At 63.7% G+C, this 26,145-nt stretch carries 27 protein-coding genes, 1 tRNA gene and 1 other RNA gene; 10 read left to right on the plus strand and 19 right to left on the minus strand.

Features of this window, described 5'->3' with window-relative positions:
* Position 1: 1 nt before the first annotated feature.
* Entirely contained in the window at positions 2-856 is an 855-nt protein-coding gene (locus IT775_RS21425; RefSeq protein WP_343231132.1) for an HTD2 family dehydratase, read from the minus strand.
* Positions 857-967: 111 nt separating this feature from the next.
* Between IT775_RS21425 and IT775_RS10660 the strand changes: the two genes are divergently transcribed.
* The 5 genes from IT775_RS10660 to IT775_RS10680 all read left to right on the plus strand — a co-directional run bounded on the left by IT775_RS10660 (position 968) and on the right by IT775_RS10680 (position 6,043).
* Positions 968-1,870 (plus strand): LysR family transcriptional regulator, encoded by a 903-nt coding sequence (locus tag IT775_RS10660; RefSeq protein ID WP_212701097.1) that lies wholly within the window; start codon positions 968-970, stop codon positions 1,868-1,870.
* Positions 1,871-2,046: 176 nt separating this feature from the next.
* Positions 2,047-2,964, plus strand: coding sequence for a polysaccharide deacetylase family protein (locus IT775_RS10665; protein ID WP_212701098.1), 918 nt, complete (start codon positions 2,047-2,049; stop codon positions 2,962-2,964).
* Positions 2,961-3,620 (plus strand): cysteine hydrolase family protein, encoded by a 660-nt coding sequence (locus tag IT775_RS10670; protein ID WP_212701099.1) that lies wholly within the window; start codon positions 2,961-2,963, stop codon positions 3,618-3,620. Before IT775_RS10665 ends, IT775_RS10670 begins: the two co-directional genes overlap by 4 nt.
* Positions 3,617-5,029, plus strand: coding sequence for an MmgE/PrpD family protein (locus tag IT775_RS10675; protein WP_212701100.1), 1,413 nt, complete (start codon positions 3,617-3,619; stop codon positions 5,027-5,029). Before IT775_RS10670 ends, IT775_RS10675 begins: the two co-directional genes overlap by 4 nt.
* Before the next feature lie 90 nt (positions 5,030-5,119).
* A complete protein-coding gene (locus IT775_RS10680; protein WP_212701101.1) occupies positions 5,120-6,043 on the plus strand; it encodes a LysR family transcriptional regulator in 924 nt (307 codons plus the stop codon).
* 15 nt (positions 6,044-6,058) lie between these two features.
* On the opposite strand, the gene IT775_RS10685 is transcribed toward IT775_RS10680, so the two are convergent.
* The 4 genes from IT775_RS10685 to IT775_RS10700 are packed head-to-tail and all read right to left on the minus strand — an operon-like array spanning position 6,059 to position 10,450.
* Positions 6,059-7,426, minus strand: coding sequence for an MmgE/PrpD family protein (locus tag IT775_RS10685; RefSeq protein ID WP_212701102.1), 1,368 nt, complete (start codon positions 7,424-7,426; stop codon positions 6,059-6,061).
* Between the two features lie 24 nt (positions 7,427-7,450).
* Positions 7,451-8,737: a TRAP transporter large permease gene (locus IT775_RS10690; protein WP_212701103.1), complete on the minus strand. Its 1,287-nt coding sequence runs from the start codon at positions 8,735-8,737 to the stop codon at positions 7,451-7,453.
* A 5-nt stretch (positions 8,738-8,742) separates the two neighbouring features.
* Positions 8,743-9,381, minus strand: coding sequence for a TRAP transporter small permease subunit (locus IT775_RS10695; protein ID WP_212701104.1), 639 nt, complete (start codon positions 9,379-9,381; stop codon positions 8,743-8,745).
* Between the two features lie 13 nt (positions 9,382-9,394).
* Positions 9,395-10,450, minus strand: coding sequence for a TRAP transporter substrate-binding protein (locus tag IT775_RS10700; RefSeq protein ID WP_212701105.1), 1,056 nt, complete (start codon positions 10,448-10,450; stop codon positions 9,395-9,397).
* Positions 10,451-11,214: 764 nt separating this feature from the next.
* Between IT775_RS10700 and IT775_RS21280 the strand changes: the two genes are divergently transcribed.
* Together IT775_RS21280 and IT775_RS10710 are read left to right on the plus strand one after the other, a co-directional pair.
* Entirely contained in the window at positions 11,215-12,420 is a 1,206-nt protein-coding gene (locus IT775_RS21280) for a sensor histidine kinase (RefSeq protein WP_212701106.1), read from the plus strand.
* Between the two features lie 213 nt (positions 12,421-12,633).
* Positions 12,634-14,199, plus strand: a complete 1,566-nt coding sequence (locus IT775_RS10710; protein ID WP_212701107.1) for a Hint domain-containing protein — start codon at positions 12,634-12,636, stop codon at positions 14,197-14,199.
* Between the two features lie 138 nt (positions 14,200-14,337).
* Here IT775_RS10710 and IT775_RS10715 read toward each other — a convergent pair whose 3' ends face one another.
* From IT775_RS10715 to IT775_RS10725, 3 genes are read right to left on the minus strand one after another with little or no spacing between them, the layout of a single operon-like run.
* Positions 14,338-15,099, minus strand: coding sequence for a maleate cis-trans isomerase family protein (locus IT775_RS10715; protein WP_212701108.1), 762 nt, complete (start codon positions 15,097-15,099; stop codon positions 14,338-14,340).
* Positions 15,096-16,262, minus strand: coding sequence for a M24 family metallopeptidase (locus tag IT775_RS10720; RefSeq protein WP_212701109.1), 1,167 nt, complete (start codon positions 16,260-16,262; stop codon positions 15,096-15,098). Before IT775_RS10720 ends, IT775_RS10715 begins: the two co-directional genes overlap by 4 nt.
* Complete coding sequence (locus IT775_RS10725) at positions 16,255-17,307, minus strand: pyridoxal-phosphate dependent enzyme (protein ID WP_212701110.1); 1,053 nt, start codon at positions 17,305-17,307, stop codon at positions 16,255-16,257. Before IT775_RS10725 ends, IT775_RS10720 begins: the two co-directional genes overlap by 8 nt.
* Positions 17,308-17,472: 165 nt before the next feature.
* On the opposite strand from IT775_RS10725, the gene IT775_RS10730 reads away from it, so the two are divergent.
* Positions 17,473-18,420 (plus strand): aminotransferase class IV, encoded by a 948-nt coding sequence (locus IT775_RS10730; RefSeq protein WP_212701111.1) that lies wholly within the window; start codon positions 17,473-17,475, stop codon positions 18,418-18,420.
* Between the two features lie 15 nt (positions 18,421-18,435).
* Here the strand turns inward: IT775_RS10730 and IT775_RS10735 are convergent, their stop codons facing one another.
* The 4 genes from IT775_RS10735 to IT775_RS21585 all read right to left on the minus strand — a co-directional run bounded on the left by IT775_RS10735 (position 18,436) and on the right by IT775_RS21585 (position 20,214).
* Entirely contained in the window at positions 18,436-19,476 is a 1,041-nt protein-coding gene (locus IT775_RS10735) for a UbiA family prenyltransferase (RefSeq protein WP_212701112.1), read from the minus strand.
* A 133-nt stretch (positions 19,477-19,609) separates the two neighbouring features.
* Positions 19,610-19,686: transfer RNA gene (locus IT775_RS10740), tRNA-His, on the minus strand.
* A 45-nt stretch (positions 19,687-19,731) separates the two neighbouring features.
* Positions 19,732-20,040, minus strand: a complete 309-nt coding sequence (locus tag IT775_RS21580) for a GNAT family N-acetyltransferase (protein WP_343231137.1) — start codon at positions 20,038-20,040, stop codon at positions 19,732-19,734.
* Positions 20,041-20,214 (minus strand): hypothetical protein, encoded by a 174-nt coding sequence (locus IT775_RS21585; protein ID WP_343231133.1) that lies wholly within the window; start codon positions 20,212-20,214, stop codon positions 20,041-20,043.
* A gap of 78 nt (positions 20,215-20,292) precedes the next feature.
* Here IT775_RS21585 and IT775_RS10750 point away from each other — a divergent pair, with 78 nt between their 5' ends.
* Positions 20,293-20,481, plus strand: coding sequence for a DUF6324 family protein (locus tag IT775_RS10750; protein WP_212701113.1), 189 nt, complete (start codon positions 20,293-20,295; stop codon positions 20,479-20,481).
* On the opposite strand, the gene IT775_RS10755 is transcribed toward IT775_RS10750, so the two are convergent.
* Entirely contained in the window at positions 20,478-20,930 is a 453-nt protein-coding gene (locus IT775_RS10755; RefSeq protein WP_212701114.1) for an MmcB family DNA repair protein, read from the minus strand. The genes IT775_RS10750 and IT775_RS10755 overlap by 4 nt on opposite strands.
* Before the next feature lie 222 nt (positions 20,931-21,152).
* Between IT775_RS10755 and ssrS the strand changes: the two genes are divergently transcribed.
* Positions 21,153-21,309: non-coding RNA, 6S RNA (gene ssrS / locus IT775_RS21660), on the plus strand.
* 131 nt (positions 21,310-21,440) lie between these two features.
* Here ssrS and IT775_RS10760 read toward each other — a convergent pair.
* From IT775_RS10760 to IT775_RS10785, 6 genes are all read right to left on the minus strand, one after another.
* Entirely contained in the window at positions 21,441-21,767 is a 327-nt protein-coding gene (locus IT775_RS10760; RefSeq protein WP_212701115.1) for a hypothetical protein, read from the minus strand.
* Positions 21,768-21,888: 121 nt separating this feature from the next.
* Positions 21,889-22,377 (minus strand): transcription antitermination factor NusB, encoded by a 489-nt coding sequence (gene nusB, locus IT775_RS10765; protein WP_212701116.1) that lies wholly within the window; start codon positions 22,375-22,377, stop codon positions 21,889-21,891.
* The gene (locus tag IT775_RS10770; protein WP_212701117.1) at positions 22,374-22,925 is read right to left on the minus strand and encodes a 6,7-dimethyl-8-ribityllumazine synthase; all 552 of its coding nucleotides are present in this window, start codon (positions 22,923-22,925) and stop codon (positions 22,374-22,376) included. The genes nusB and IT775_RS10770 overlap by 4 nt, the downstream gene beginning before the upstream one ends.
* 1 nt (position 22,926) lies before the next feature.
* Positions 22,927-24,060, minus strand: coding sequence for a 3,4-dihydroxy-2-butanone-4-phosphate synthase (ribB, locus tag IT775_RS10775; protein ID WP_212701118.1), 1,134 nt, complete (start codon positions 24,058-24,060; stop codon positions 22,927-22,929).
* A 130-nt stretch (positions 24,061-24,190) separates the two neighbouring features.
* Positions 24,191-25,156: an MBL fold metallo-hydrolase gene (locus IT775_RS10780; RefSeq protein WP_212701119.1), complete on the minus strand. Its 966-nt coding sequence runs from the start codon at positions 25,154-25,156 to the stop codon at positions 24,191-24,193.
* Positions 25,157-25,470: 314 nt separating this feature from the next.
* Positions 25,471-26,058, minus strand: coding sequence for a riboflavin synthase (locus IT775_RS10785; protein WP_212701120.1), 588 nt, complete (start codon positions 26,056-26,058; stop codon positions 25,471-25,473).
* Positions 26,059-26,145: the final 87 nt, after the last annotated feature.

The raw sequence follows: 26,145 nt of genomic DNA on the forward strand, positions 1-26,145 counted from the left end.
TTCATCCTTCGGCGAGTGTGGCAATTGCGGTCATGGCAAGCGCGCCGTCGTGGCGCCGCACCCACAGACGGAACGTCCGTTCCGCCTTGTCCGGTGCGCCATGAACCGAGAAGTCGTTGATGTCGAAAACCGGAGCGACGGCGCGGAACGAAAAGTCCGCGATCCGCGCCCCCGGATATTGCCGCCGCAGCAGGTCCAAGAGCAGCGTCGCCAGCAACGGGCCATGTACGACGAGGCCGGGATAACCTTCGTCCTGCTTGCAGAAATCGCGGTCGTAATGGATCCGGTGGCCGTTGAAGGTCAGCGCCGAATAGCGTTGCAGCAACACCGGATCGGGATCGATTGCGCGTGAAAAGGCGGATCCCTCGGGCGCGGATTTCGGCGTCGGCACCGGGGCGCCGGCGGCAGGCGCCTCGCGGTACACGATATCCTGTTCTTCCTCGACGCAGGGAGTATCGCCATCCAGAATGCGGTGCCGCACCGTGACGAAGACCAATTCGCCGCTGCGCCCCGACTTGTGCGCCACGTCCTTGATCGTCGACACCCGGCGCAGTTGCCGGCCGATCCGCATCGGGGCTAGCGATGTCAGCCGGCTGCCCGCCCACATCCGGCGCGGCAGCGGGATCGGGGGGATAAACCCGCCGCGCGCCGGATGGCCGTCAGGGCCCAATTGGCCCTGGGGACAGGGGGTGTGGAAATGTAGCCAGTGCCACAGAAGCGGCAACTCGCCACCATCGGTATAGGGCGGCTCGTCCCTGTCCAGCGTCGCGCCCAGCGCGTTGGAGGCAAACGGGCCGACCCGTTCCGCGACCTCTTCGCTGCGGCCGATCCATGTCTGAAGATGCGCGATATCCACCGGGTCCTCCTGCGGTCGTGTTTTGCCGCTGTGATGCCATGCGGTTTGCGTTTTCCAAATTCGCCATTTATCAAGGCTGCGTTCGGGTTTTCCGAACACGGAGGCAACGGAATGCATATTCAGCTTCAGGATCTTCAGCTTTTCGTTCAGGTCGCCGAGGCCGGGAACCTGACCCGCGGCGCGCAGCGGGCCTTCCTGTCGCCCCCCGCCGCAAGCGCCCGCATCCGCGCGCTGGAGGACCAGCTGGGCGCGCAGGTCCTGTATCGCAGCAACAAGGGGATCAGCCTGACACAGGCCGGCGAAACCCTGTTACAGCATGCCCGGCTGATCCTGCGGCAGGTCGATTTCCTGAAAGACGACTTCGCCGGGGACGAATTCGGCGGCCATGTCCGGATCTTCGCCAACACCACGGCGGTGACCGAGTTCCTGCCGGAATTCCTTGCCGGTTTCATGGCAGAACATCCGCACCTGACCGTCGACCTGCAGGAACGGCTGACCCACGACATCCTGCGCTCCATTCAGGACGGCACGGCGGATCTGGGCATTTTCTCGGGCGAGGTGGACGCCGGCGACCTCGAGGTGATCCGCTTTTCCACCGACCGGCTGGTGCTGGCGACGCCACAGGATCATCCGCTGGCCGATTGCCGCGAACTGCGCTTCGCCGACACGCTGGAGCACGAACATATCGGCCTGCACGAAGGCAGCACGCTGCTCGCCTTCCTGCGCGGGCTGATGGAAAAGAACGGCTATGAACGCGCGCTGCGCATTCAGGTCCGCAGCTTCGAGGCGATGTGCCGGCTGGTCGAGGCCGGTGTCGGTATCGGCGTGGTGCCCGAAAGCGCCGCCCGCCGCCACGCCCGCACCATGCAGCTGTCGCTGCTTCGCCTGTCCGACAGCTGGGCCACCCGCGACCGCTGCGTCGCGGTGCGCAGCCGTTCGGCCCTGCCCCGCAGCGCCCGCGCGCTGGTCGATGCGCTGGTGCAATCCGGCATTGGCGGCGACGTCGCGGGCTAGGCCAAATCCGCGCTATCTCAGCTTGTTATAACGGCTTGCACCCATCGGGATTGGAAAGCGCAAGCCCCTCCTGACATCTTTTACGGCAGCATCTCTGCGGGGATGCCGCGCGGTTTTTCGCGAATGCGGCCGCGTACGAACACCAAAGACCAAGCCGTAAGAAGTCAGGAGTAACAATGGACGATTTCTCGTCATCCGGTGCGCCCCGCGAGGACGCGATGCAAGCCAATCCGCGCATTCCGTACAGGTTGGCGAGCCAGCAGCGCCCGCTGACCGGCCCCGAGGGCAAGCGCCTGATCGTGAACCTGGTCGTGAATATCGAACACTGGCCGTTCGACCGGGAAATGCCGCGCAAACTGCTGACCCCGCCACACGGGCGCGACCAAGTGCCCGACGTGCCCAATTTCTGCTGGGCCGATTACGGCATGCGGGCAGGCATGGCGCGGCTGCTGTCGCTGTTTGACGCGCGCGACCTGCCGGTATCGGCCAGCATCAACGCCACGGCGATCGACACCTATGCAGACTGCGCCGAAGCGATCCGCGACGCGGAGTGGGAATTCGTCGGACACGGCATGCACCAGACCGGGCTGAGCGCGCAAAGCGGCGAAGCCGGTGTGATCCGCGAGACGCTGGAGAAGCTGCGCGCCTTCACCGGAAAACCGGTGCGCGGCTGGCTCAGCCCGGGGCTGCGCGAAACCGCTGACACGCCCGATATCCTCGCCGCCGAAGGGGTCGAATACCTGTGCGACTGGAGCGTTGACGACGTACCGCACCGGATGCGGGCGGCCCCGCGCGACCTGATCGCGATGCCCTATACGCTCGAACTGAACGACTCGGTCGTCTACGCGGTGGAAAAGCACAGCTCGGACGAAATGTTCCAGCGCCTGCAAACGACGCTGGAATGTTTCGCGGGCGAAACCGAACCGGCAGGCGCCAAGGTGATGGGCATCGGGCTGCATCCGCACCTGATCGGCGTACCGCATCGTTTCCCCTACCTGGTTCGCATGCTCGACCTGCTGCAAGCCCGCGACGACGTGATCTTCATGACCGGGGCGCAGGTCGCCGACTGGTTCACCAAGGAGACGGCGGCATGACGGCAAATGAACCCGATATCCTGAGCGATTTCGCCGATCGCTTCGCGCCGGAACACACCGCGCTGCTGATCATCGACATGCAGAAGGATTTCTGCCTCGACGGTTTCGCAACCAGCCGCGCCGGCCGGCCGCTGGACGCGGCGCGCGCGATCATCCCGACGCTGGAAACCCTGCTCGATGCAGCGCGCAGGTCGGGCGTTCTGGTCTGTCACGTGGGGTTCTGGACGCTGGAACAGCACCTCAGCGACACCGCGCCCTGGCTGGCGCAGCGCCGCCGCGCCACCTATGCGTCGGACCGGATCGCGATGGAGGGCAGCGAGGGCGCCGATTTCATCGAACCGCTGTCGCCGCAGCCGGGCGAACCGGTGATCCGCAAGCACCGCTACAGCGCCTTCAAGGGCACCGACCTGGACATGGTGCTGCGGTCGCGCGGCATCCGGTCGGTGGTGCCGACCGGCGTGTCGACCAATGTCTGCGTCGAAAGCACCCTGCGCGACGCCTTCGAAACCGGCCATTACACCGCCTTGCCCCGCGATGCCTGCGCGTCATGGGACATGGACCTGCATAACGCCACCCTGAAAACCGCAAATGCCCGCTTCGGTCTGGTCTGCGACAGCGCCGACCTGATCAAAGCATGGACTGGAGAACCACAATGAAAGACGCCAATACCCCAACCCGCAGCCTGACCGAGGACGCCGCCGGCTTTGCCGCATCGCTGTCCTATGACGACATCCCGCAGCATACCCGCCATATCGCCAAGCGCTGCATCATCGACGGCCTCGGCGTCATGCTGGCCGGGACCGAACAGGAGGCCCTGAAGGTCGCGGAACGCTATCTCGGCGCGACCGGTTCAACGCCCGTTGCGCGACCGGTGGGGAACCGGGCCCTGAAGGTGTCGCCGCAGCAGGCGGCGTTCTGGAACGGTCTGGCGGGCCACGCGATGGATTGGGATGACACCCAGGTCGCCGAAGGACCGGACCGCCCCTATGGGTTGCTGACCCATCCCACCGTGCCGCCGCTGTCGGCGGTTCTGGCCCTGACCGAGGCCGAGGACGGCATCACCGGCAAGGATTTCCTCACCGGTTTCGTCGCCGGCGTCGAGGTCGAAAGCAAGATCGCCGAGGCGATCAATCCCGACCACTACAACCTCGGCTTCCATACCAGCGGCACGATCGGCACTTTCGGGTCCGCTGCTGCCTCCGCCAATCTCCTCGGCTTCGACGCGGACCGCACCGCGCAGGTTCTGGGCGGGGCGGCGTCGATGGCCGCCGGTATCCGGGCGAATTTCGGCACGATGGGCAAACCGATGCATGTCGGCCGGTCGTCGGAAAACGGTGTCACCAGCGCCCTGCTGGCGCGCGAAGGCTTCACCTTCAATGACGCCGCTCTGGACGGGCAATGGGGGTATCTGTCGGTCGCCGGGCGGGGCGGCGAACCCGATCTGGTTCTGGGCCGGTTCGGCAACCCGTTTTCGCTGTCGGAACCCGGGGTCAGCATCAAGCCCTACCCCTGCGGTGTGCTCACCCACCCGTCGATGGACACGATGAAGGCGCTGATGGACGAACACGGCCTGACGCCGGATGACATCGAGAAAGTGACGCTGTTCGCTTCCAACAACATTCTGCACCCGATCCGGTTCCGCACCGCGCAGACCGAACTGGAGGGCAAGTTCTGCATGGCCTTCCTGCTGTCGGCGATCATCCTGACCGGCCGCGCCGGCAAGGCTGAATTCACCGACGCCTTCGTGCAAAGCCCCGAATGCCAGGCGATGCAGCAGCGGGTCGAAACCCAGTTCGATCCCGACATCGCGGCGATGGGCCACGACAAGATCCTGTCGCGCATCGAGGTGGTCACCAAATCCGGCCAGACCCTGCAGAAATTCTCGGATGACCGCTATCGCGGCGGACCGCAGAACCCGCTGTCCGATGCAGAGGTCGAGGACAAGTTCATGGACTGCGTGGCCGGTATCCTGACCGACGCCCAGGCGCGCGCCGTGCTCGACACGATCTGGTCGATCGAAGATCAGGCCGATGCCCGCGTGCTGCTCGACCGGGTGAACGGCTGACCCCAGTTCCGGCGGTTTCTTTTCTCGGACGTTTTTCTGTTCTACTGTGAACAGGTTAACGTCAACCGCCGGAACACATTCCCCATGGAAATGCGTCAGCTTCACTATTTCGTCGCGCTTGCAGAAGAATCCAGCGTGTCGCGCGCCGCGGTCAAACTGTCCGTGGCGCAACCGGCGATCAGCCGCCAGATCAGGATGCTGGAAGAGGAACTGGGCGTCACCCTGTTCCATCGCACCGGGCGCGGCATGAAGCTAACCAGCGCCGGCAGTTTCTTCGAGGGCCGGGTGCGCCAGATCCTGAACGACCTGGGCGAACTGGAACATGACGTGCGCCAGTTGAAGGGCGTCATCGAGGGCAAGGTGACACTGGGGCTGCCGCCGACCGAAAGCCACATCCTGGTGCCGCCGCTGCTCAGGGCGCTGCGCGCCAGCCATCCCGGTGTCGACCTGCGCATAGTCGAGGCGTTCAGCGGCGATGTCAGCGAACTTCTGACCACCGGGCATATCGACGTCGCGCTGTTCTACAAGGCGCCGCGCACGAAACATTACGTCGCCGACGAATTGCTGCATGAAAGCCTGTACCTGTTGCAGTCCGGCGCCTCTTCTCAACCCGAGCAGGAAACGCTGAGCATTGCCGACCTCGCCGATTGGCCGATGGTGCTGCCCAGCCGCCGTCACGGGTTGCGCGCGCTGCTGGAACAGATGTGCAACGATGTCGGGGTCGACCTTAACGTGGAATACGAGATCGACTCGCTGATGCCGCTCGTCCGAATGGTCGAAGACGGCACCGCAGCGACAGTGCTGCCCTACAACGCCGTGCAAAGGGAAATCGAAGAAGGGCGCATCGTGGCGACGCAGATCGATCCGTTGCAGCTCCGCCGGGTTCTGGTGCTGGCCACCACCACCCACCATCCCGTTCGCACTGCCATGCGCATCGTCGCCCAGCTCTGTTCGGATATCGTGCGCGACCTGGTGGCGGACGGGAAGTGGCAGGGCATCATCCCGAAAACCTGACCCGGCGCGCCGAAATCAATCCGCGCGCGGGCAGGCCAGGTCCATCAGGTCGCGGACATCCCCGAGGGTTTCGATATCCGAAATCCGGCCGGAAAGTGCCGCGGCCTCATCCGCCGACAAGGGCAGTGCCGCCGCCCGGCAATTGGCCCCGAACTTCGCCAGCCGCTGCGCGGTCGATACCGGGTTCGAAGGATGCCCCAGGGCCTGCCCGATGGTTTCGGTCTCGGTGGTGCCGTCGGCATATTCCAAGGTGACGCGGCTGGGACCGAAGGCGCTTGGTTCGGCCATGTCGAAGGTCTGCACCTCGATCCGCTCGGCCAGTATCAGGGCGGCCGTGTCGGCCAGCGCTTCGGGGGTGAAATGATCCACGCCGACGTTTCCTTCCAGCAGGCAGCGGGCCACGCAGTAGGACAGGCACAGCCGGGCATAGTTGGCCGGCATGCCGATCTGTGCCGGCCGGCCGACCAGGGAGTGGGCAACGGGGGATACCGTCACCACGATGCCGTGAAGCATCTCGGGATCGGCGGCACGGCGGACCTGCAGGCGCATCACCGCCTCGATCGCGCCATGGGTTGCGCGACCTGTGGGGAAGGGTTTTTCCACCACCTCTTCGATCCGCCTTTGCTTGCGCAGGTCGTCCAGAACCGGCGCCAGATCGACGGCGTCCTCGAACAGTTTGAAATAGCCGAACCGGCCCTCGAACGTATCCTTTGTCGCCGCCAGCCCGGCCCGGGCGAGATCGACCGCCTCCACCGCCGCGCGGGCATTGAAGCCAATCTGGAGCGCCAGCAGCATCGTGCCTTCCTCATGCGCCTGCATCGACCCGCCCGACTGGGCGTATTGTGCCCCGAAAGCGTTGATCAACTGGTCGCGGTCAAGCCCGGCAACCTTGCCGGCGGCGGCAACCGCGCCGAGACCGCCAACCACCGCCGGGCGGAAGAATTTCATCGGCGCGGTACCGGCAAGGCCGATCGCGGCGGCGATATCGACCCCCGCCACCACCGCCTCGACCAGCGTCCGGCCTAACACGCCGCCCTGCTGTTCGGCCACGGCCAAAGCGGCGGGCAGGATCGCCGTCAGCGCGTGCACCACGGCGTCTTCGTGCAGGCAGTCGAACTCGGAATTGTGGATGCAGTATGCGTTGTGGAAAGCCGCCAGCCCGGGCGGAAACCGGCCTTCGCGGCCAAAAACCCGGCATTGCGCGCCCTGCCCCCAGCCCGAGGCGGCCCCGGACAGTTCCGCCGCCCATTGGCCCGAACTCCCCGCAAGCCCCACCCCGATCGAGTCGAGGATCAGCCGCCCGGCGGCCGAAATGGTTTCCTCGGAAAGATCCTCGTACCGCGTCGCCAGGACGTGGGCGGCAAAATACCCGGCTGCATCCATGGTCTGTCTCCTGTCTTCTACCGTTTAACGGGCCATTTCGGGCAGCCAGAGCGCGATCGACGGAAAGGCGATCACGAGGCCGATCATCAACAGCATCACGCCGACAAAGGGCATCGTTCCCACCATCACGTCGTTCATCGACCCCCGTGCCGGGCGGATGCTCTGCACCACGAACAGGTTCAGCCCGATCGGCGGCGTCACCAGCGCGGTTTCCAGGAGCAACATCAAGATGATGCCGAACCAGACCGGGTCGAAGCCCAGCGACACCACGATCGGGGTGACGATCGGCACGGTGGCGATCATCATCGACAGCGTTTCCATGAAACAGCCCAGGATGATGTAGAAACCAGCAATGACGAGAATGGTCTGATAGGGCCCGAGGCCAAGCGTGGAGATGAAGCTTTCCATCGCGTCGGCCAGCCCGATCGCGGAAAAGACCAAGTTGAGGAAATAGGCGGCGATGACGATCAGCAAGATCATCGCGGTGGTGCGCATCGTTCCTTCGAACGCGGCCAGCAGCACCGGGATGCTGAGTGCCCGGAACAGTGCCGCGAGGATCAGCGCCGCGATCACGCCCAGGGCCGCCGCTTCGGTCGGGGTTGCGAAACCGGCATAGATCGACCCCACGACCACCGCGAAGATCGCGGCCGGCGGCAGCAGATTCGGCAGGCTGCCCAGCCGCGACCGCCATGTCGTTACGATCCGCTTGCCGCCCCACTTGGGATTGATCACGCAGGCGGCGGCGATCAGCGCCATGAACAGGCCGGCCAGGACCAGCCCCGGAAGGATGCCCGCCAGATACAGCTTGGGCAGCGAGGTGTTGGTCATCACCGCGAAGATGATCATGTTGATCGACGGCGGGATCAGGATACCCAGCGTGCCGCCGGCAGCCAGCGTGCCCAGGAACAGCCGTTCGTTATAGCCATAGACCGGGACCTCGGGCAAAGCGACGGTGCCCACCGTGGCGGCGGTGGCGACCGACGACCCGGAGGTCGCCGCGAACATGGCCGAGGTACCGATATTGGAATGCATCAATCCGCCCGGCAGCCAGCCCAGCCAGTGCGACAGCGCCATGTACATGCGCGACGACACGCCGGTCCGCAGCAGGATTTCGCCCAGCAGCACGAACATCGGGATCGCGACCAGAAGACCGTTGGTGCTGGTGGACCAGGCGATATCGCCCAGCGTTCGCACCAGCGGCATCGGCGAATAAAGCTCGGCCAGGATCAGCCCCAGGACGCCCATCACGGCCGCAACCGGAAGGCTGAGAAGGATCAGGACGATCAGCGTGGAAAGTGCGGTGGCAAGCATGGAACTTATCCTTGTATGGCGGGTTCGGGCTGGCGCGGCTCAGACAGCACGGCCTGTTCGTCGATCTCGTCCTCGACCGCCTTGATGCCGGCGATGCGCGAAATCCCCGTCATGTCGCCGCTCAGCAGGTATCCGACGGACCGCAGGATCAGTGCCAGAAGGGTCAGGCAGAAGAACACCAGTCCAGCCAGCCACAGAGATTGCGGCAGCCACAGCGGCGTCTGCAGCGCACTGTTCGAGGTCGACCCGAACTGAATGGAGGTCAGCAGCAACCGGCCGGCCCAGTAGGTCATCAGCGACATGAAGCCGCCCAGGCAAAGCAGCCCCAGCAGGTCAAGCAGCGCCCGTGGCCGCCGGTTGGCGAGGTTGTACAGCACGTCGATGCGGATATGGGCCTGCTCCATCAGCGCGAAGGTCAGCGCCCAGGATACCGAAACGGCAAGCACGTAACCGGTGACTTCGTCCATGCCGCCCAACGTCACGCCCACGAACTTGCGCAGCAGCACCTCGATGGTGACAAGGATGCAGACTGCGATCAGGCCTAAGCCGGAAATCCAGGTCGATACACGGCCAACCTTGCCGGCACATGCCAGGACCCGATCCAGGGGCGCGAACGCCCCCGGTTTTTCGGTGATATTACTCATGCGGCGGGGCATGTCAGTTCACTTCCATCGTGACGCCGATGACCGAACCGATGGTCTGGTTGAATTCCTCGACACAGTCGGGGCCGCAGCGTTCCGCCCACTTGGGCAGGATAACGTCGCGGGTGATACCAGCCAGCAGTTCCCGGTCGGCATCGCTGACCGGAACAAGGGTCATATCGGCCTTGACGCCCACCGTGCAGGGATCGGCACCGACATTGCAGTTGATCCCGTCCTGGGTTTCCTGTCCGGCCCCGACCCAGATTTCGTCTTCCAGCGCCTGCAGTTCGGACTGCAGGAAAGACTGCGCTTCGGGGTTAAGCCGGTTCCAGAACGACAGGTTTGCCGTCGTCACCATGGTGCTCCAGCCGACCGGAAGGGCATAGAGGTGGCTCGACACCTCGAACCACTTGGCCGAATTGCCCGACAGGGTGCCGGTGATGGCACAGTCGACAACCCCGGTCTGCAGCGCCGGGATCACGTCGGCGAAGGCCATCGTCACGCCGGTGCCGCCCAGGGCCGAAACGAATTCCGACAGCGTGCGGTTACCGGTACGCACCTTCTTGCCCGCGATGTCGGACAGGTCCTTGATCTCGGTGTTGCAATAGAAAACCTGCGCCGGATAGGGCCAGGTCGCCAGCACCTTCACCCCGTATTTGTCGGCAAAATAGGAATCCAAAACCGGTTCGTAGGCTTCGGCAATCGCGTGCGCATCCTCGACCGTCGGGGCCAGCCCGGCCAGGTCGGCCGCTTCGTTGCGGGGATCGTCGGACGCGGTATAGCCAAGCACGGCGGTGCTGACATCGACCACGCCCTGCCCGGTCAGGCGCAGGATTTCGCCGCCCTTCAGGCCCATTTCGTCAAAGCCCCGTACCGTCGCCCGTATCTTGCCGCCGGACGCCTCGGGCAGATGTTCGTTCCAGAAGTGTTCCTCGTAGTTTTCATAGGAGGACAGGAAGGAAACCGATCCCAGGACGTTCAGGTCGACCTTCGGGATCTCCGCCGACGCGACCGTCGCCGCCATGATGGCGATCACCGCACCGGTCTGAGTCAGTATTTTTCGATTAGTCATTGCATAGCTCTCTCTGTTGGTCTCTCGGCGGCTTCCAAGGTTCAATTGCATTGATCGTGCCGGGCCGCCGACGGGTCTGTTATGTTCAGCTGCGCCATTTCTGGCCGCAATCGAAGACTAGCCGTTTTCCTGAAATGTGAGAAAATCAACCAGCTATTCCGAATTGATATACGTCCGCCCGTGCTGAATTTCCCGACCCATTCATGCGGTCGCAAGGTTTGCCGCGCGCGTATCAAGGCTCATGCCCGCAATCGTGGTGACGGACCGACCAGTCCGGTCCCACCGCCTCTTCGCAACCTTGGACCGGACGCCGGTCAAAGACCAAGACCTTCCCCCCTCTTCCTTGATCCTCCAAATGATCTGTTCGCCGGTGAAGCTCCTCTTCGGCTTTCCTTTTCTTCAAATCCGCGACCTGCAAGCGAAATCGATCGATTCAGAGCTAGACGGCTCAAAACTCGCCCATATTTGAGATCAACGTCATCGAAAATCTCCAGATGCATGGACGACAACTTGAAACAAATTCAAACATTCATCTGGAACATTGTGATGTTACCATTTATTCAAGTTCAGGAATTTGCATCTCAAAGGATAGCTTTCCATGTCGTTAACAATACCAGAGGACATAATTAGTCCGTAAGATTATGTTCCTTGGGCTCGGATTTGTTATGCAGAGCGATTTTTCAAACCCTCAGAGCGATTTCTCTGAATTTCAAAAAAGCCGAAAAGAGCGGTGTATCGCAAACTCCAAGACGCTTGTCCGCTACGTGACCCCATTCGCCATAGGCTGGTATATTGTCGCCCTGCTTCTGGAGGCACCGCGGCTGGAAATCGCCGCTGCGATCGCCACGATCGGGTTTCTTTTCGGGATCGTGTTGCATTGGCTTGGCCGGGACAACGTTGCCCGGGTGACGTGGATCCTGGCGGCGAACGTTGCCGTTTTCCTCGCCTCGCTGGTCGTGCATCCGTCCGGCTATATGTCCTTCATCCTGCTGGCCGCCGCCGGAATACCGTTTCTGATATTCCCGCTTCACAAGAATCTGCCTCTGGTTCTTGGCTTCGTGGGTCTGCCGGTCATGCTGTGGTTCATCGGCTGGGGGTCCGATTACAGCTTCCTGCAACCCTTCGATATCGGTGAACAGACGGCAACGCATATCGTCGCCCCCGGCTCGGCGGTGACCGTGTTCGGGGTGGTTCTGTTCGAATTCGCTTACTTCGTGAGCGTCTCATCTCGCTATGCCTTCAACCTCCACAAGGCGCAGCAACTCGCCGAAGTGGCGAACGAAGCCAAGTCGGTCCTGCTCAAGAGCATGAGCCACGAAATCCGCACCCCGCTGAATGCCATCACCGGGTATTCCGAACTGGTCCGCGAGGAGGCCCGCGGGGATACCCCCCTCGACCCCGCAGAGGTCAGGCAGCGCATGGATCTCATTCTGAACGCAAGCAGCGATCTGCTGTCGATGATGGATAATATGCTGGCTTTCGCATCAATCGCCGGAACGGAAATCCTTACGAAACTGACCGCGGTGGCGCTAAGCGAAAAGGTCGAAAAAGTCCTGCAACGCAATGGCCAGCTGATTGCGGCAAAGAAATTGACGCTCAATTTGAAGGCCCCTACCGGGTTGAAGGTCTCGGCCGATCCCGCGCTGTTATACGCGGCGATCGCGCAGCTGCTGGACAATGCCGCCAAGTACACCCCTGCCTGCGGTAACATCACCGTCACGGCCGAAGCGGTTTCGGGTCAGCGGGTGAAACTCACCTTCCGCGACACCGGCCCGGGCTTCCCAAAGGAAGCTTCGACGCGCGCGTTTGACCCGTTCGAACGGCTGGAATTTACCAACGGCACCCAATCGGGCGCCGGCATCGGCCTGGCGCTGGTCCATGCATATGTCAGCGCGATGGGCGGCGAGGTGGGCATTGACCAAAGCCATCCAGCAGGTGGTGTCGTCTGGATCGTTCTGGACGCGGCCTGACCGACCCGGTCGCTTGGCGTGTTTTCCAAGGCCAGCACGATCGTCGTCGCAAAGATGTGTTGGAAAAGAACCTAATTTTTCCGAAATTTGCCACTAAACGACCCCAATTTCCTGCCGTTAGTATAGGTATAGGACCAGTGTCTCACCCAAAGCCAGCGACATTGGCATGACCGCGCAAATTGTCGGTCATACATGAGAAAGCGGGTTTGTCGAATGAACACGACCTATGATGTCACGAACATATTTGCTTACGACGGCAGCCTTGCGTCAATCTATGCCGGCGGCCTTCTGTCCGCCTCGCTGATCAACTCCGGCAGCGGCTCTTACAGCGGCACTTTTGAAGACAACAACGGTCAGTTAAGCGCCGAGGACAGTGGCAAAACCACATTCACATTCGACGGCGGTGCCCCCCATACCATCGAATATCTCGGATCGGGAACGATTTCGACGATCGGCCTGTTGGGCATCAACATTGATGAACGGCCGGTCGCGGCATTCTCGATCGGCGGTCAGATCTACCTTCATGCCCCCGACGGGCTGCCACTGCTGTCTGGGGTGTCGATCAGCCTCGATATCGACGCAAACGCGGCCTACGACCTTCCGGGGGCGCCCGACGGGATCGTGCATGGCCTGGATGCCGCGGAAATCATGGAAGGCGGCTACACCGACGTTCAGGGCGACCAGATCACCGAAAGCGACGATACCATCCTGGGCTTCGGCGGCAACGATACCATCAATGGCGAAGGCGGCAGTGACAGTATCGACGGCGGCAGCGGTGATGACCTCCTCAAGGGCAGCAGCGGCAATGATACGCTCGACGGTGGCAGCGAGGTCGACACGCTGATTGGCGGCGACGGCTCTGACGTGTTCGTGGCAGACGGCACCGGCGATACCATTCAGGATTTCGACACGACGACGGGCATCGGCGACAGCGACAGCAGCAACAACGACGTTGTCGATCTGTCGGACTTCTACAATGAGGTGACGCTCGCCGAATGGAACGACACTAACCCCGACGAGCAATACAAAAATCCGCTGCAATGGCTGCGCGACGACATCAATGACGACGGCATTCTGCAAAACGCCGGCGACCTGCGGATTCAGAACGGCGGCACGTCGGTCGGCGGCGACCAGCTGAGCGTGGAAAACACGTTTGTCCTTTGCTTCATGACCGGCACCCGGATCGCGACAAGCAAGGGCGAAATCAATGTCGAAGCGCTCGCCCCCGGTGACCTTGTCCAGACCATGGACCACGGTTTCCAACCCATTCGATGGATCGGAAGACGGGAACTTTCGGCCCATGAGATGCAGCAGAACCAGAACCTTCGCCCTGTCCGCATCCCGGCTGGCAGCCTCGGGGCGGGGCTTCCCGTCCGGGATCTGTACCTGACCCGCCAACACAGGGTTCTGGTCCGTTCCAAGGTCGCCGAGCGCATGTTCTGCCATCGCGAGGTTCTGGTTCCGGCCAGGAAACTGAAACTTCTGGGGCACGCCAAGCTCTACGATTGCCCCACGCCGGTCGAATATTGGCACATCCTGTTCGATCACCACGAAATCATCTATGCTGACGGGGTGCCCTCGGAATCCCTGCACACGGGGCCGGAAGCCTTGAAATCGATTTGTCCCGAGGCGCTCGAGGAAATACGCAGCCTGTTCCCGCAACTGCTGTCGGATCAGAGCGCAGGGCGTCTGTGCCGCCCGGATGTCCGGGGCAAACGGGGCCGGCACATGATGCGGCGCATCGAGAAGAACGAAAAACCGGTTCTCGAAGAAATCTGAAGCCGCGACCGCAATGGGACGGGTCGGGCACCGGCGCAGGCCGATTGAACACGCGACCGCTATCCGGGTGACGTCCGGGCAGGCGGAACACGAGTGGCCGAAAACGCTTCAAGGACCGAAACCCTTTCGGCGAATGCGCTACGCCGCTTGTCCGCCTTCCTGCAGTAATCTGAAACCGCCGCTGAGCGCGCCCCCGGCGCCCGCGACCACCGCCATGCGCCAGGCCAGGGCAAGGTTGCTGCTGATGACCGGCAGGCCGAGTTCCTGCTCGAGACCTTCGACAATGTCGAGCGTCCGCAGGTTGGTACAGGACAGGAACACCGCATCGATCTCGCCCTCGGCGGCAACCGCGCGGGCGGCGGCGTCGATGGACCGCGGATCGATCCGGGCGACATTGGCCTCGACCTCTTCCCCGAAACTGATCGCCCGCGGCACCGCGAAGCCCGCAGCCTCGAAGGCCCGCTGCAGATCGGCCGCGATCGATGCCGAATAGGGCGATACCAACCCGATCCGACGCACACCGACATGGCACAGGGCCGCCTGCGCGGCACTCAGCGGATTGCAGACATGGGTGGTCGTGCAGCTCCGATGAACCAGCGCTTCGACCCGATCCGCACCGATCAGCGTGGTGCCCGAGGTACAGGCGTAACCGACCGCGTCGAAACGCGCCGCCGGCGGCAACAGCCCCGCCGCGCCGGGCAGATCGCGTTCCATCTGCGCGATGGTGTCAGGCGTCAGGTCGGCCCCAGACGGGATGCGCGTCACGTAAAGCGCCACCTCGCGTCCCGGCAGCAAGCGGCGAAAATCCTGCTCGATCGTTTCATCCACCTGCAACACGATCAGACCCAGCGTCGCGGCGCTGCCGATCGGCCCGGTCAGATCGTAGGGAAAACCCGTCATAGTTCGATCACCGGCAATTCGGCCGACGCGCGGCGCGACAGCAATTCGGGCCCGTCTTCGCGCAGCACGATGTTTTCCTCATGCACCATGATCCGCCCCGGTGCGAGAACCACAGCGGGTTCCAGCGTCAACACCATGCCTTCGCGCAGCACCGTCAGGTCCTTGGTGGTGAAAGAGGGCCATTCGGTCAGCGTGACGCCCAGCCCGTGGCCCAACCTCCCGCCGCCCGGGATTGCCCCCTCGGCCGCGATGGCGCCGGACAGGATGCGATGGGCGTCGCAGGCCCGCATGCCGGGGCGCAATTGCGCCAGTGCCGCCTCGGTCGCTTTGAACAGAACGTCATGGGCGCGCCTTGCATCGTCGCTTGGCGTGCCGATGGAAAAGTTACGGTCGAAATCGCAGAAATAGCCGTCCCTCACCGCACCGGTATCCAGCATCAGGATATCGCCCGCGCGCAGGGGCGCCGCCGCCGCCGGGGAAATCACGTCGCCGTAACCGCCCTGCCCGGCCCCGCCGGCGGTATAGCTGACCCAATCGGCCCCCGCCGCCAGCAGCGCCATCTGGAACTGCCGGAACACCCGGTCCAGCGCCGGGCCATCGCGCACGATATCCGGCACCTTGTCGAAGGCCGCGTCGGCGATGGCACAGATGTCGCGGATGCGGTCGATCTCGGCCCCGGACTTGACCTCGCGCACCCGATGGATGACCTCGGTCGCATCGGCAATGCGGCGCGGCGCGATGCGTTCGGCGACTCGGGCGTAATCGCCCAGCGGCATCCGCAGGCTGGTTTCCAACCCCATCGGGATGCCGATGCAGCCGGTTGCCGGCACCACTTCCTTCAGCACCTCGCTCAGCAACCCGACCCCGTCGTCGAACGGGTCGGGCGCATCCCATGTCCGGATATCGCTGATCCAGCAGCGCGCCATCAGGTCCTGCCCGATAGAGGGGATCACCGCGATCGGGGCGCCGCGTGACGGCACCACCACGAACCACGGCCGTGCCGGGCTTTCCCAGAACCGGGTCAAGAAGCCGGTGACGTAGAAGATGTCGGCCTGGGAAGTCAGCATCAGCGCATCGTTGCCGCGCGCGGCCATTTCGGCTTGCAGCGCGCGGGTGCGCCGGACGTATTCGCCGGCGGGAAAAACCAATGATCCCTCACCCATCTTCGGGCCCTTCACTGAGGATGGCCAGCACCCGCGCCTCCGCCCCCAGCCCTTCCAGCCCCGCGATCAGCGCCGCCATCCCCGCCCCACCAGAAGGGGTGGTGGCGAAGCCATGCGCCTTCAGGATTTCAACGCCCTGCGCCGCCTCTTCCTCACTGATCGTGACGAAGCGGTTGGCGTCGCGAGACAGCGAGGCGAGCGCGATCATCGACGGCGTCTTGCAATCCAGCCGTCCCATTTCCGACACCGGCCCCTCGGTGGTCACCAGCCGGCCCGCCCGCACGCTTTCGATCAGCGCCGGGGCATAGGCGGGCTCGACCACGATGATCTCCGGCCCATCACCCCATTGCGCCCGCGCATAACGCGCCACCGCGGCGGCCAGCCCGCCGACACCGGCCTGCAGCAGGATGTGGCTGGGCGGTTCCGGCATCTGGTCGACCGCTTCGCGGGCCATTTGCAGATAACCTTCCATCACCCCCAGCGGGATTTCCGTATAGCCCGGCCAGCTGCTGTCCGACAGCAGGGTCCAGCCCCTCTCCGCCGCCGCCCGTTCGGCTGCCGCCATGCTTTCCTCGTAGGTCTCTCCCGCCCGCACCACCTCGGCGCCCTTGGAGCGCAGGCGCTCGGCGAAGGCTTCGGGCACGGTATCGGCAAGGTAGATCACCGCCCGCGCGCCGAACACCGCCGCGCCCGCCGCCACCGACAGGCCGTGATTGCCCGCGCTCGCCGCGACATAGGTCCGGTCCGACAGTTCATCGGCGGCGATTTCTTCCCCTGCCGCGTGATCGGCGGCATCGCAGGCGATGACGAAGGCGGCGCCAAGCGCCTTGAAACTGCCCAGCCCCATGCGGGCGCTTTCATCCTTCAGGTGGATCGCCGCCACGCCACATTGCTGGGCGAGCCCGGGCAGATCGCGCAGCGGCGTCGCGGCATGGTGCGGGCATTGCGCCAGAAGCCTGCCAACCCGAGTCGCGTCGGCGCGCGCCAGCGGCGTGTCGATGGCGATGCCCTGCCCCAGATACGGATTGTCGAAACTGCTTGGCATGGCATCCCCCCTTTTGCCGCCGGTTCCTTCGAACAAAGACCACCGGACCTTCCGAAGCAAGACCTATCGCCCGCCCTTCCCCGGCCATCCGGCGCATCTTGCACGCGGCGCGGCGATTGCCGAAAGTGGCGCCGACAAGCGCCCCGCACCCAGTCCGAGACAGACATGACCAGCCCAGAGAACCAGTCCACCCACGATGCCGAGGCCGATCCGCGCAACGATGACATCAAGTTCTACGTCAACGGCGATATCGTGCCCAAGGACCAGGCGGTGGTGTCGGTCTATGCCTCGGGGTTCATGCTGGGCGACGGGATGTGGGAAGGCATGCGTCTTTACGACGCGGAATGGGCCTTTTTCGACGATCACATGGATCGGCTGTTCAATTCCTGCAAAGCGGTGTCGCTCGATATCGGGCACGGGCGCGAGGAGATTCGCGACATCCTCAATCGGACGGCGGCGGCCAATGGGATGATCACCGACGCCCATTGCCGGCTGATGATCACGCGCGGGCGCAAGGCGAAACCATTCCAGCACCCGGCGTTGTCGAAATGGGGGCCGACCGTTGTCGCGATCGTGGAACATTCCCGCCCCGCCACCGGCCTTCTGGACCGGGGTATCCGGCTTGCCACCGTGCCACAGGTGCGCGGGCTGCCGCACAGCCAGAATCCGAAATTCAACAGCCATTCGAAGCTGAACTGCGTCATCGCCTGCCTGCAGGCGGAACAGGCGGGGGCCGACGAGGGGCTGATGCTGGACCCGAACGGGTTCGTGAACACCACCAATGCCTGCAATTTTTTCATCGTGCGCGGGGGCGAGGTTTGGACCTCGACCGGGGATTACTGCATGAACGGGGTGACGCGTCAGAAGGTGATCGACCTGTGCCGCGCCAACGGCATCCCGGTGTTCGAGAAGAACTATTCGCTTTACGAGGCCTATGGCGCCGACGAGGCGTTCCTGACCGGCACCTTCGGGGCGCAGACCCCGGTGGCCGAAATCGACGGTAAGCCGATCGGTGCGGGCCGGGGCGCGGGGCCGATGACCCAACGCATCCGGGCGCTCTACAAGAATCTGGTGGCGCAAAACGTGGCAGAACAGCGCGCCGCGCGGGGCTGAACGGACCGGGCGCGATTAAGGCAGCAGCTGGACCGCCACCGCCCCCGCGACGATACGCAGGGCGAAAAGCAGCACCAGCACCAAAGCGCCGATGACAGGGCTGGATTTCAGCCAAAGCGCATGGGCCAGCGCCGCCGTCAGGTAGGCGCTCAGCACCAGCCCCAACACCCAGCCCGCCACGCCAAAACCGGTTCCCAGCCCCGCCAGCATCAGCAGCAGAGCCGCCGCGCCCCCGGCTTTTGGCGTCAGATCGCCCGCCGCGAAGGGCCCCTTTCGCCGAACCGCATCGGCGCGATCGGCTTCGACATCCAGCATGGCGCCGATCAGGCAGATCGCCGAGGCGCAGAGCGAGAACGCCACGAAGGCGCCGAACGTTCGCAACAGGCCGGCGGGATCGGCGTAAAGGTTGGCGAACAGAATCGGCAGGAAGACGAAGAGGTTGAGCGCCCAGTGCCCCGGCCGCATCGCCCTGAGCAGAGCCGACCAGAACGGCGCCCGCCGCCTTGGCAAAAGCGTCGCCTCCCCCGCCATGTCGCGCGCGCGGGCCGGAATGGCGGCGAAGCCACGCAACCGCGCCGCGCGCCAGATCGGCAGGTCGGCGCGCGAATCGCCCAGGTATTCGAATCCCTCCGGCCCCGCCGCATCGCGGATCGCGGCCAGCTTGGCCGCGCCCTTCATGTTGCGCCCCGGTTCGGTGGCGACCACATCGTCGAACACCCCGGTATGATCGGCCACCGCGCGCGCCACCTTGCTGTCGGCGGCAGTCGCCAGCACCACCCGCCGCCCGTCCCGCCGCGCCTTTTTCACGTAGTCCAGAACATCCGCGTCATAGGGCAGAAGGTCGGCGCGGAAGCCCGTTTTCTCCGACAGGGCGCGCTTCACCCCACTGACCCCGTGTGACACGCCCCCAGACAGCACAGCGCACAGCGCGGCGGGCGACTTGAACGACCGCAGCAGAAGTTCCTGCGCCACGTCTGTGCGCAGCAGCGTGCCGTCCATATCCACGAAAAGCGGGATCGCGGCAGGATCGGAATGAGGATCGACGGTATCCGGCATGGTGTTCATTTGTTCCCAATACCAGCAGTTTAACCGTCAAACGGGCCTGAAAGGCCAGACCTATCATCGGACAAGACGCCCCAAGGCACACCGCGCACGGGCGGGCAACGGGCCGGACATCGATATGGGGTGATGGTACCGCCTCCCCGGCTTGAACGGGGGACCTCTGGATCCACAATCCAGCGCTCTAACCAACTGAGCTAAGGCGGCACTGTTCGGGCGATTTAGCCTTCCTGACCGAGGATTGCAAGCCCGTTAAAGCGCAATTTCCCAGCTTTGTTCGACAAGATCGACTCCGAAGCTGTGCACCGGCTCGGAGCGGGTGAGGGTCCAGCCGTTGCGGGCGTAAAGCGCGCAGGCGGCGCGGTGGCTTTCATGGGTCCAAAGCACCATGCGCCGGTATCCCTTATCGCGCGCATAGTCCATGCAGGCAGACAGCAGGCGCTGCCCCACCCCTTTGCCGCGCGCCTGCGGCAACAGCAGAAACAGCCGCAGCTTGGCGGTCTCCGAATCCTGGCGGACGCAGAAAATGCTGCCTAAGCGTTCGCCGTCCTGTTCGGCGATCTAGGCCCGTTCGCATTCCGAATCGTGGTTGCGGATGTAATCGGCCAGGATTTCCGCCACCAAGGCTTCGAAACTTTCATCGAACCCTTCGTCGCGGGCATAGAGAACGCCATGCTGTTCGATCAGCCAGCCCGCGTCGCCGATCCGCAAATCGCGCAATATCAAATCACTCATGCCGCCAACAAACCGGGCGGCGGCTTGCAATGCAAGGGCGAAAGCGCTAGCTCATCGCTGTCAAAGGAGTGCCGGACCATGGGGATCAACACCGAACGCGATATCGAAGCCAACCTGCAGATCGGGCCGACCGATCAGGGCATGGTGCGGCTGTTCATCGAAGGCCAGGGGATAGAGATCCCGATGGATTTCGATCCCGAGGAGGCCGAGGAGATTGCCGAGGAAATCCGCGCCGCCGCCCAGGCCGCGCGCGCCGTCAAAAGCTAAACCCGCGGATCGCGCAAAGCCTGCAAGCGCCGCGCGGCATGGGTTGCGAATTTGTGGGTCAGCACCTTACGCCGCGCTGCCGCCAGCTTCGATTCGGGTCCCATGCGGATGATTTCGCCCCCATAGGCATCGGCGATCATCAGCCCGGTTTCCTGCGGCAGCAGATCTGTGGGGAACTCAGCATCGACGGCCCAGAAATAGCGGTCGCACCAATCCAGATACCCCTGCCATTTGCCGTCCGACTGGAAATCGGCGCGGCTTGACTTGCATTCGATAACCCAGATTTCGCCTTTCGGGCCCAGCCCCATGACATCCACCCGCAGCCCCCGCGCGGGCACGAATTCCTCCACCGACACGAAGCCATAGCTGCCAAGCGCCCGCGCCACCCCGCGCGCCAGAAGCTGACCGGGTTGCAGGCTGTCAAGCGATATCAGACTCTGTGTTTCCATACCGAAATCATGAACATATCATGAACAAATGCAACCCCGATCGCCACTTCAAACGCGATTGTTATCGGGGGATGCACCAGCCTCGGGCCCGCGTGACGTCCTTTGCGCCACGCCCGGTACGGGCGCGATGGCTTGAAACGCAGCCTTCCGGGCTTTATTTGCAACCGTCCTGCCCCGTCGCCCCTTGCCGCGCGGGCCTCAAGCCCCTAAGTAGGGGGCTGGCGGGTTCTGCTCTTCTCGTTATTCGGTTGCATTCCGGTGGCCTTAAGCAATTCCGAGGGAGCTGGCTCTGTTCAGGTCCTGGCCTGATTACCTGGCGCCCACCTGTATATACAGGTCCTCGGGAATGAGATAACCCCACGGTCGCTGCGGGCCCGCCGCTTTTCACAGAACTTCGATGCGATACGGGGCTTTTGTACCGGGTTTCGGTACGGATCGCCCGTCTGCACCCGGACATGAAAAAACCGGCCGCGGATCGGGCCGGTTTCGGGTTTCGAAACGCTGGAAGGATCAGCGCCGGGTCAGGTTGTTCCTGGCCTTCGCCTCCTGCCGGACGGGGACCATGCGGGTCATGTCGACGCGGATCGGGGCACGCTTACCGCCATTGCCGCCATCGTCGTCCTTCATCCGCATCACCGCGATGGCGAACTGCACCCCGGCAAAGACGATACCGTTGGCGAACCACAGCACGAAAACCGCCAGCAGGCCGCTGCTGGAATGGGTCACAAGGTGCCAGAGGTTTGCGATGTCGAAGTAAAGAAGCATCGCCACGAAAGCCGCCGCGATCGCATAGCCGATCAGCACATTGACGATATACATGCGAATGAGTTTCGGCATTTCGACATCTCCCCCTAGTGACCCCTCAAAGATATCCCTTTGAGCGCAGGTTTCAAGCGGCGCGCCCCCTCGGCGACCGGGGTTTCGCGTGAATCCGCCGAAATGTCGCAGATTTCAACGTTCAGAACGCTTCCGGCTTCGCCTCGCGCGCCATGTGGTCAAGCACCGCGTTGACGAATTTGGCTTCCTTGCCTTCGGGGAAGAAGGCCTGCGCCACGGCGACGAATTCGGTGATCACCACCTTGGCCGGGGTGTCCGACTGGGTCAGTTCCGCCCCGGCGGCGCGGAACAGCGCCCTGAGCGTCGGATCGATCCGCGCGATCGGCCACTTGGCGACCAGCGCCCGGTCGGTCATCTGGTCTATCTTCGCCTGCCAGTTCACCGCGTCGCGCATCAGCTGGCGGAACAGGTCCGCATCGCCTTCGACCATCTCGTCGCCATCATAGACCGCGCCGAAGCGGTGATCGAGGAATTCGACAATCACCTGCTCCACGGTCTGGTTCGATTGTTCCATCTGAAACAGCGCCTGCACCGCGTAAAGCCGCGCGGCCGATTTCATCTTGCGCTTCTGGTTGTTGGAAAGCGGTGTATCGTCGGAGGCAGAGGTCATGCGGTGGAGTTGTCCTTGAGTTCGCCGGCCAGCTTGTATTCCTCGGCGTCGGGTACGAATCCCACGCCGTTGCGCTGACCGCCCCACTTACGGCCGAGAGCGACCAGATGCAAGGCCGCTGCGGCTGCGCCGCCGCCCTTGTTCTGATCCGCCGGATCGGCGCGCACCTCGGCCTGTTTGCGGTTTTCCACCGTCAGGATGCCGTTGCCGATGCACAGCCCCTGCAGGCCCAAGAGCTGCAATGCGCGCGAACTGTCGTTGCAGACGGTATCGTAATGGGTGGTTTCGCCGCGGATCACGCAGCCAAGCGCGACATAGCCGTCGAAATTGCTCATCCTCTCGGCGATGTTGATCGCGGTGGGCACTTCCAGGGCGCCGGGCACCTCGACCAGGTCCCAAGTGCCGCCGCAGGCCTCGATCTCGGCCTTGGCGCCGGCGACCATGTCGTCGGCGATATCCTTGTAATAGGGCGCAACCACGATCAGGATCTTCACCGGCTTGTCGAAGACGGGGCGCGGCAGGATATAATGGGTTTCATGTCCGGCCATGTCAGTCCTCCTTCAGGATCGGTCTGGTGCCGGTGATGCTGAGCCCGAAGGCATCGAGCCCGACATATTTGGTCGAGGGCGAGTCGGTCAGAAGGATCAGTTCGTGCAGCCCCAGCTTATTGAGGATCTGCGCCCCGAGCCCGGTCTGCTTGATCGTCCTGGGGCCTTCCTCTTCGCTGGCATAAAGCGCGTTCCGGGGCTGCCTGAACAGACAGACGACGCCGCGCCCTTCGGCCGCGATCTTTTCCATCGCGCGGGGCAGTTGCCTGGCCGATTTCGGCCCCAAGCCCAGAACGTCGGTCGCCTCGTGCAGCGCATGGGTGCGGGTCAGCACCGGTTCCGGCGTGGTGATATCGCCCTTGATCATCACCACGTGTTCAACCCCGTGGGTCTGGTCGGTGAAGATGCGCAATTCCCAGTCGCCGCCGAACTCCGAGGTTACGGTTTCGCGCGAGGTCTCCACCACAAGGTTGTCGTTGCGGGCGCGGTACTTGATCAGGTCGCTGATGGTGCCGATCTTCAGCCCGTGTTCCTTGGCAAACTCCACCAGATCGGGCAATCGCGCCATGCTGCCGTCCGGCTTCATGATCTCGCAGATCACCGCCGAGGGATGCAGCCCCGCCAGCCGCGAGATGTCGACCGAGGCCTCGGTATGGCCGGCGCGCACCAAGACGCCGCCGCGCCGGGCGCGCAGCGGGAACACGTGGCCCGGCGTCGCCAGCGCCGCCATGGAATTCCGTTCGTCGATCGCGGTGGCGATGGTCAGCGCCCGGTCGCCGGCGGAAATCCCGGTGGTGACACCTTCGCGCGCCTCGATCGACACGGTGAAGGCGGTTTCGTGCCGCGAGGAATTGTTCACCGCCATCATCGGCAGGCCCAGCCGGTCGATCCGGTCGGCCGTCATCGGCAGGCAGATCAACCCGCGGCCGTGGGTGGCCATGAAATTGACCGCGTCGGCATCGGCGAATTCAGCGGCGATGATCAGATCGCCCTCGTTTTCACGGTCCTCGTGGTCGACCAGGATATACATCCGGCCCTGGCGGGCGTCCTCGATGATGTCCTCGATCGGGCTGATCGCGTCGCGCAGTTCGGCTTCGACGGGACCGGGTGTTTCAAAGGCAGAGCTTTCGGGCATGGGACCCCCTGTCAGGTTTCCCCCCGCAGATACCGCAGGCGCGCCGCGTTGGCCAGAGGCAACGCGGCGTTCCACAGGGCGTGTGCGCCAGAGATCAGACCGGGGATCAGACCAGGGAACCGACGGGGGATCAGAACTGCCAGAGCGCCGGAACGAAGCTGAACCGCTCGCCTTCGCGCATCACGTGACCGACGCCGGGGAACGGGAAGTGATAGCCCAGCACCGCCATCCGGTCGGCTGCGGCCATGTCCAGCAGTCGCTTGCGGGTGGCCACTGTCGTCTCGCCGTCGGCATCGGTGCCGTTGTACCATTCGGGATGACGGAAGCTCATGTAGGCATGGGTCATGCTGTCGCCAAGCGCGATCAGCTGTTCGCCGCCGCTTTCCAGCACGACGCTCATGTGCCCCGGCGTGTGCCCCGGCGTGTCGATCAGCCGGACCCCCGGCACCACCTCGTGCCCGTCCTTGGCCAAGTTCCATTCGACCCCGTCGCAATTGATCGAATTGACCGCGCCCAGCACGAATTGCTGATCCTCGGGCGCCACCTTGTTGACCAGGTCGTCCTGCATCCAATAGCGATGCTCGGCCTCGCCCAAGACATATTCGGCGCCGGGGAAAATCGCTTCGTCGAAATCGTCGCGGATACCCCAGATGTGATCCGGATGGGCATGGGTGACCACCACATGGGTGATCGAGGACGGGTCGATCCCGGCCGCCTCCATGTTGCCGTTCAGCCGCCCCACCGTGTCGAAGAAGCGGTTGCCCGACCCGACATCGACCAGCACCACCGCCTCGTCGGTTTCGATCAGCAGGTGATTGGTGTGGGAATAGCCCGCTTCGGCGGGCAGGAAATACCGGGTCAGGAAGGCTTTCACGTCCTCGGGGTCGGCATTCACCCCCAGACCGCTTGTGGGCACCTGGAAATACCCGTCCGACAGCACGGTCAGCTTGATATCGCCCAGGGTGAACCGGAAATGCGCCGGCTGTTCCCCGCTGGGCGCGGCAAGCTGCGCCCGCGCGGCGGCGGGCAGCGCGAAACCGGGGGCGATCGCGGCCAGTTTCAGGATGTCGCGGCGGCTGGGTTTGATGATCGACATGGCAGGTCTCCCTTTTGAGACAAAGATAGTCGCCCGCGCGGAGAACACAATATCGATTGCGAATATGTTGTTAAATGGTGCGCCCGTGCCGGGCGCGCCTGATATCTCAAGAAAACGCCTGCGGCCTTTTCTTTCGGGATTCGCCTCCGGCGGGGATATTTGGGAAAAGAAGAAGGCGTATAATCAACAGGTCTTCTTCTTTTGGAAAATATCCCGGGGGAGTCGCCGCGTGCGGCGACGGGGGCAGCGCCCCCATACCGCTTCGCCCAAGGGCGAAGCGAAACCTGCGCGCCCGGCACGGGCGCACCATTCGGTCAGCCGAAGTCGCGCAGCCGGGCGACGTAGCGCGCCAGAGTGTCGATTTCCAGGTTGATCCGGTCCCCCACCCGCGCCCGGCCCCAGGTGGTCATTTCCTGGGTATGCGGGATCACGTTGATGCCGAAATCGCAGCCCTCGACCTCGTTCACCGTCAGCGAGGTACCGTTCAGCGCCACCGATCCTTTCGGCGCGATGTAGCGCGCCAGCGCCTCGGGCGCGCGCAGGGTGATGCGGGTGCTGTCGCCCTCTTCCTGCATCGCCACGATCTCGGCCAGCCCATCGACATGGCCCGACACGATATGGCCGCCCAGTTCGTCACCCACCTTCAACGCGCGCTCAAGGTTCAGCTTGCGGCCCAACGCCCAGCCACCGAGGTTGGTCTTCGACACCGTTTCGGCTGACACATCGACATCGAACCAGCCCTCGCCCTTGGCGACCACCGTCAGGCAGACCCCGTCGCAGGCGATCGAGGCGCCAAGATCGACACTGTCCATGTCATAGCCGGTGCCGATCCGCGCGCGCAGATCGCCGCGCTGTTCCAGCGCCTGAACCTCGCCAATATCGGTGATGATGCCGGTAAACATGTCCGCCCCCTGATGCGCCTGCGTTCTAAACTGCCCCATCACCTAGCCGTTGAACTTATTGGAAACAACCCAATTTGGTTTCAATTT

Origin of the sequence: Thalassovita aquimarina, assembly GCF_018219815.1 — a bacterium.
GTDB classification, from domain to species: Bacteria; Pseudomonadota; Alphaproteobacteria; order Rhodobacterales; family Rhodobacteraceae; genus Thalassobius; species Thalassobius aquimarinus.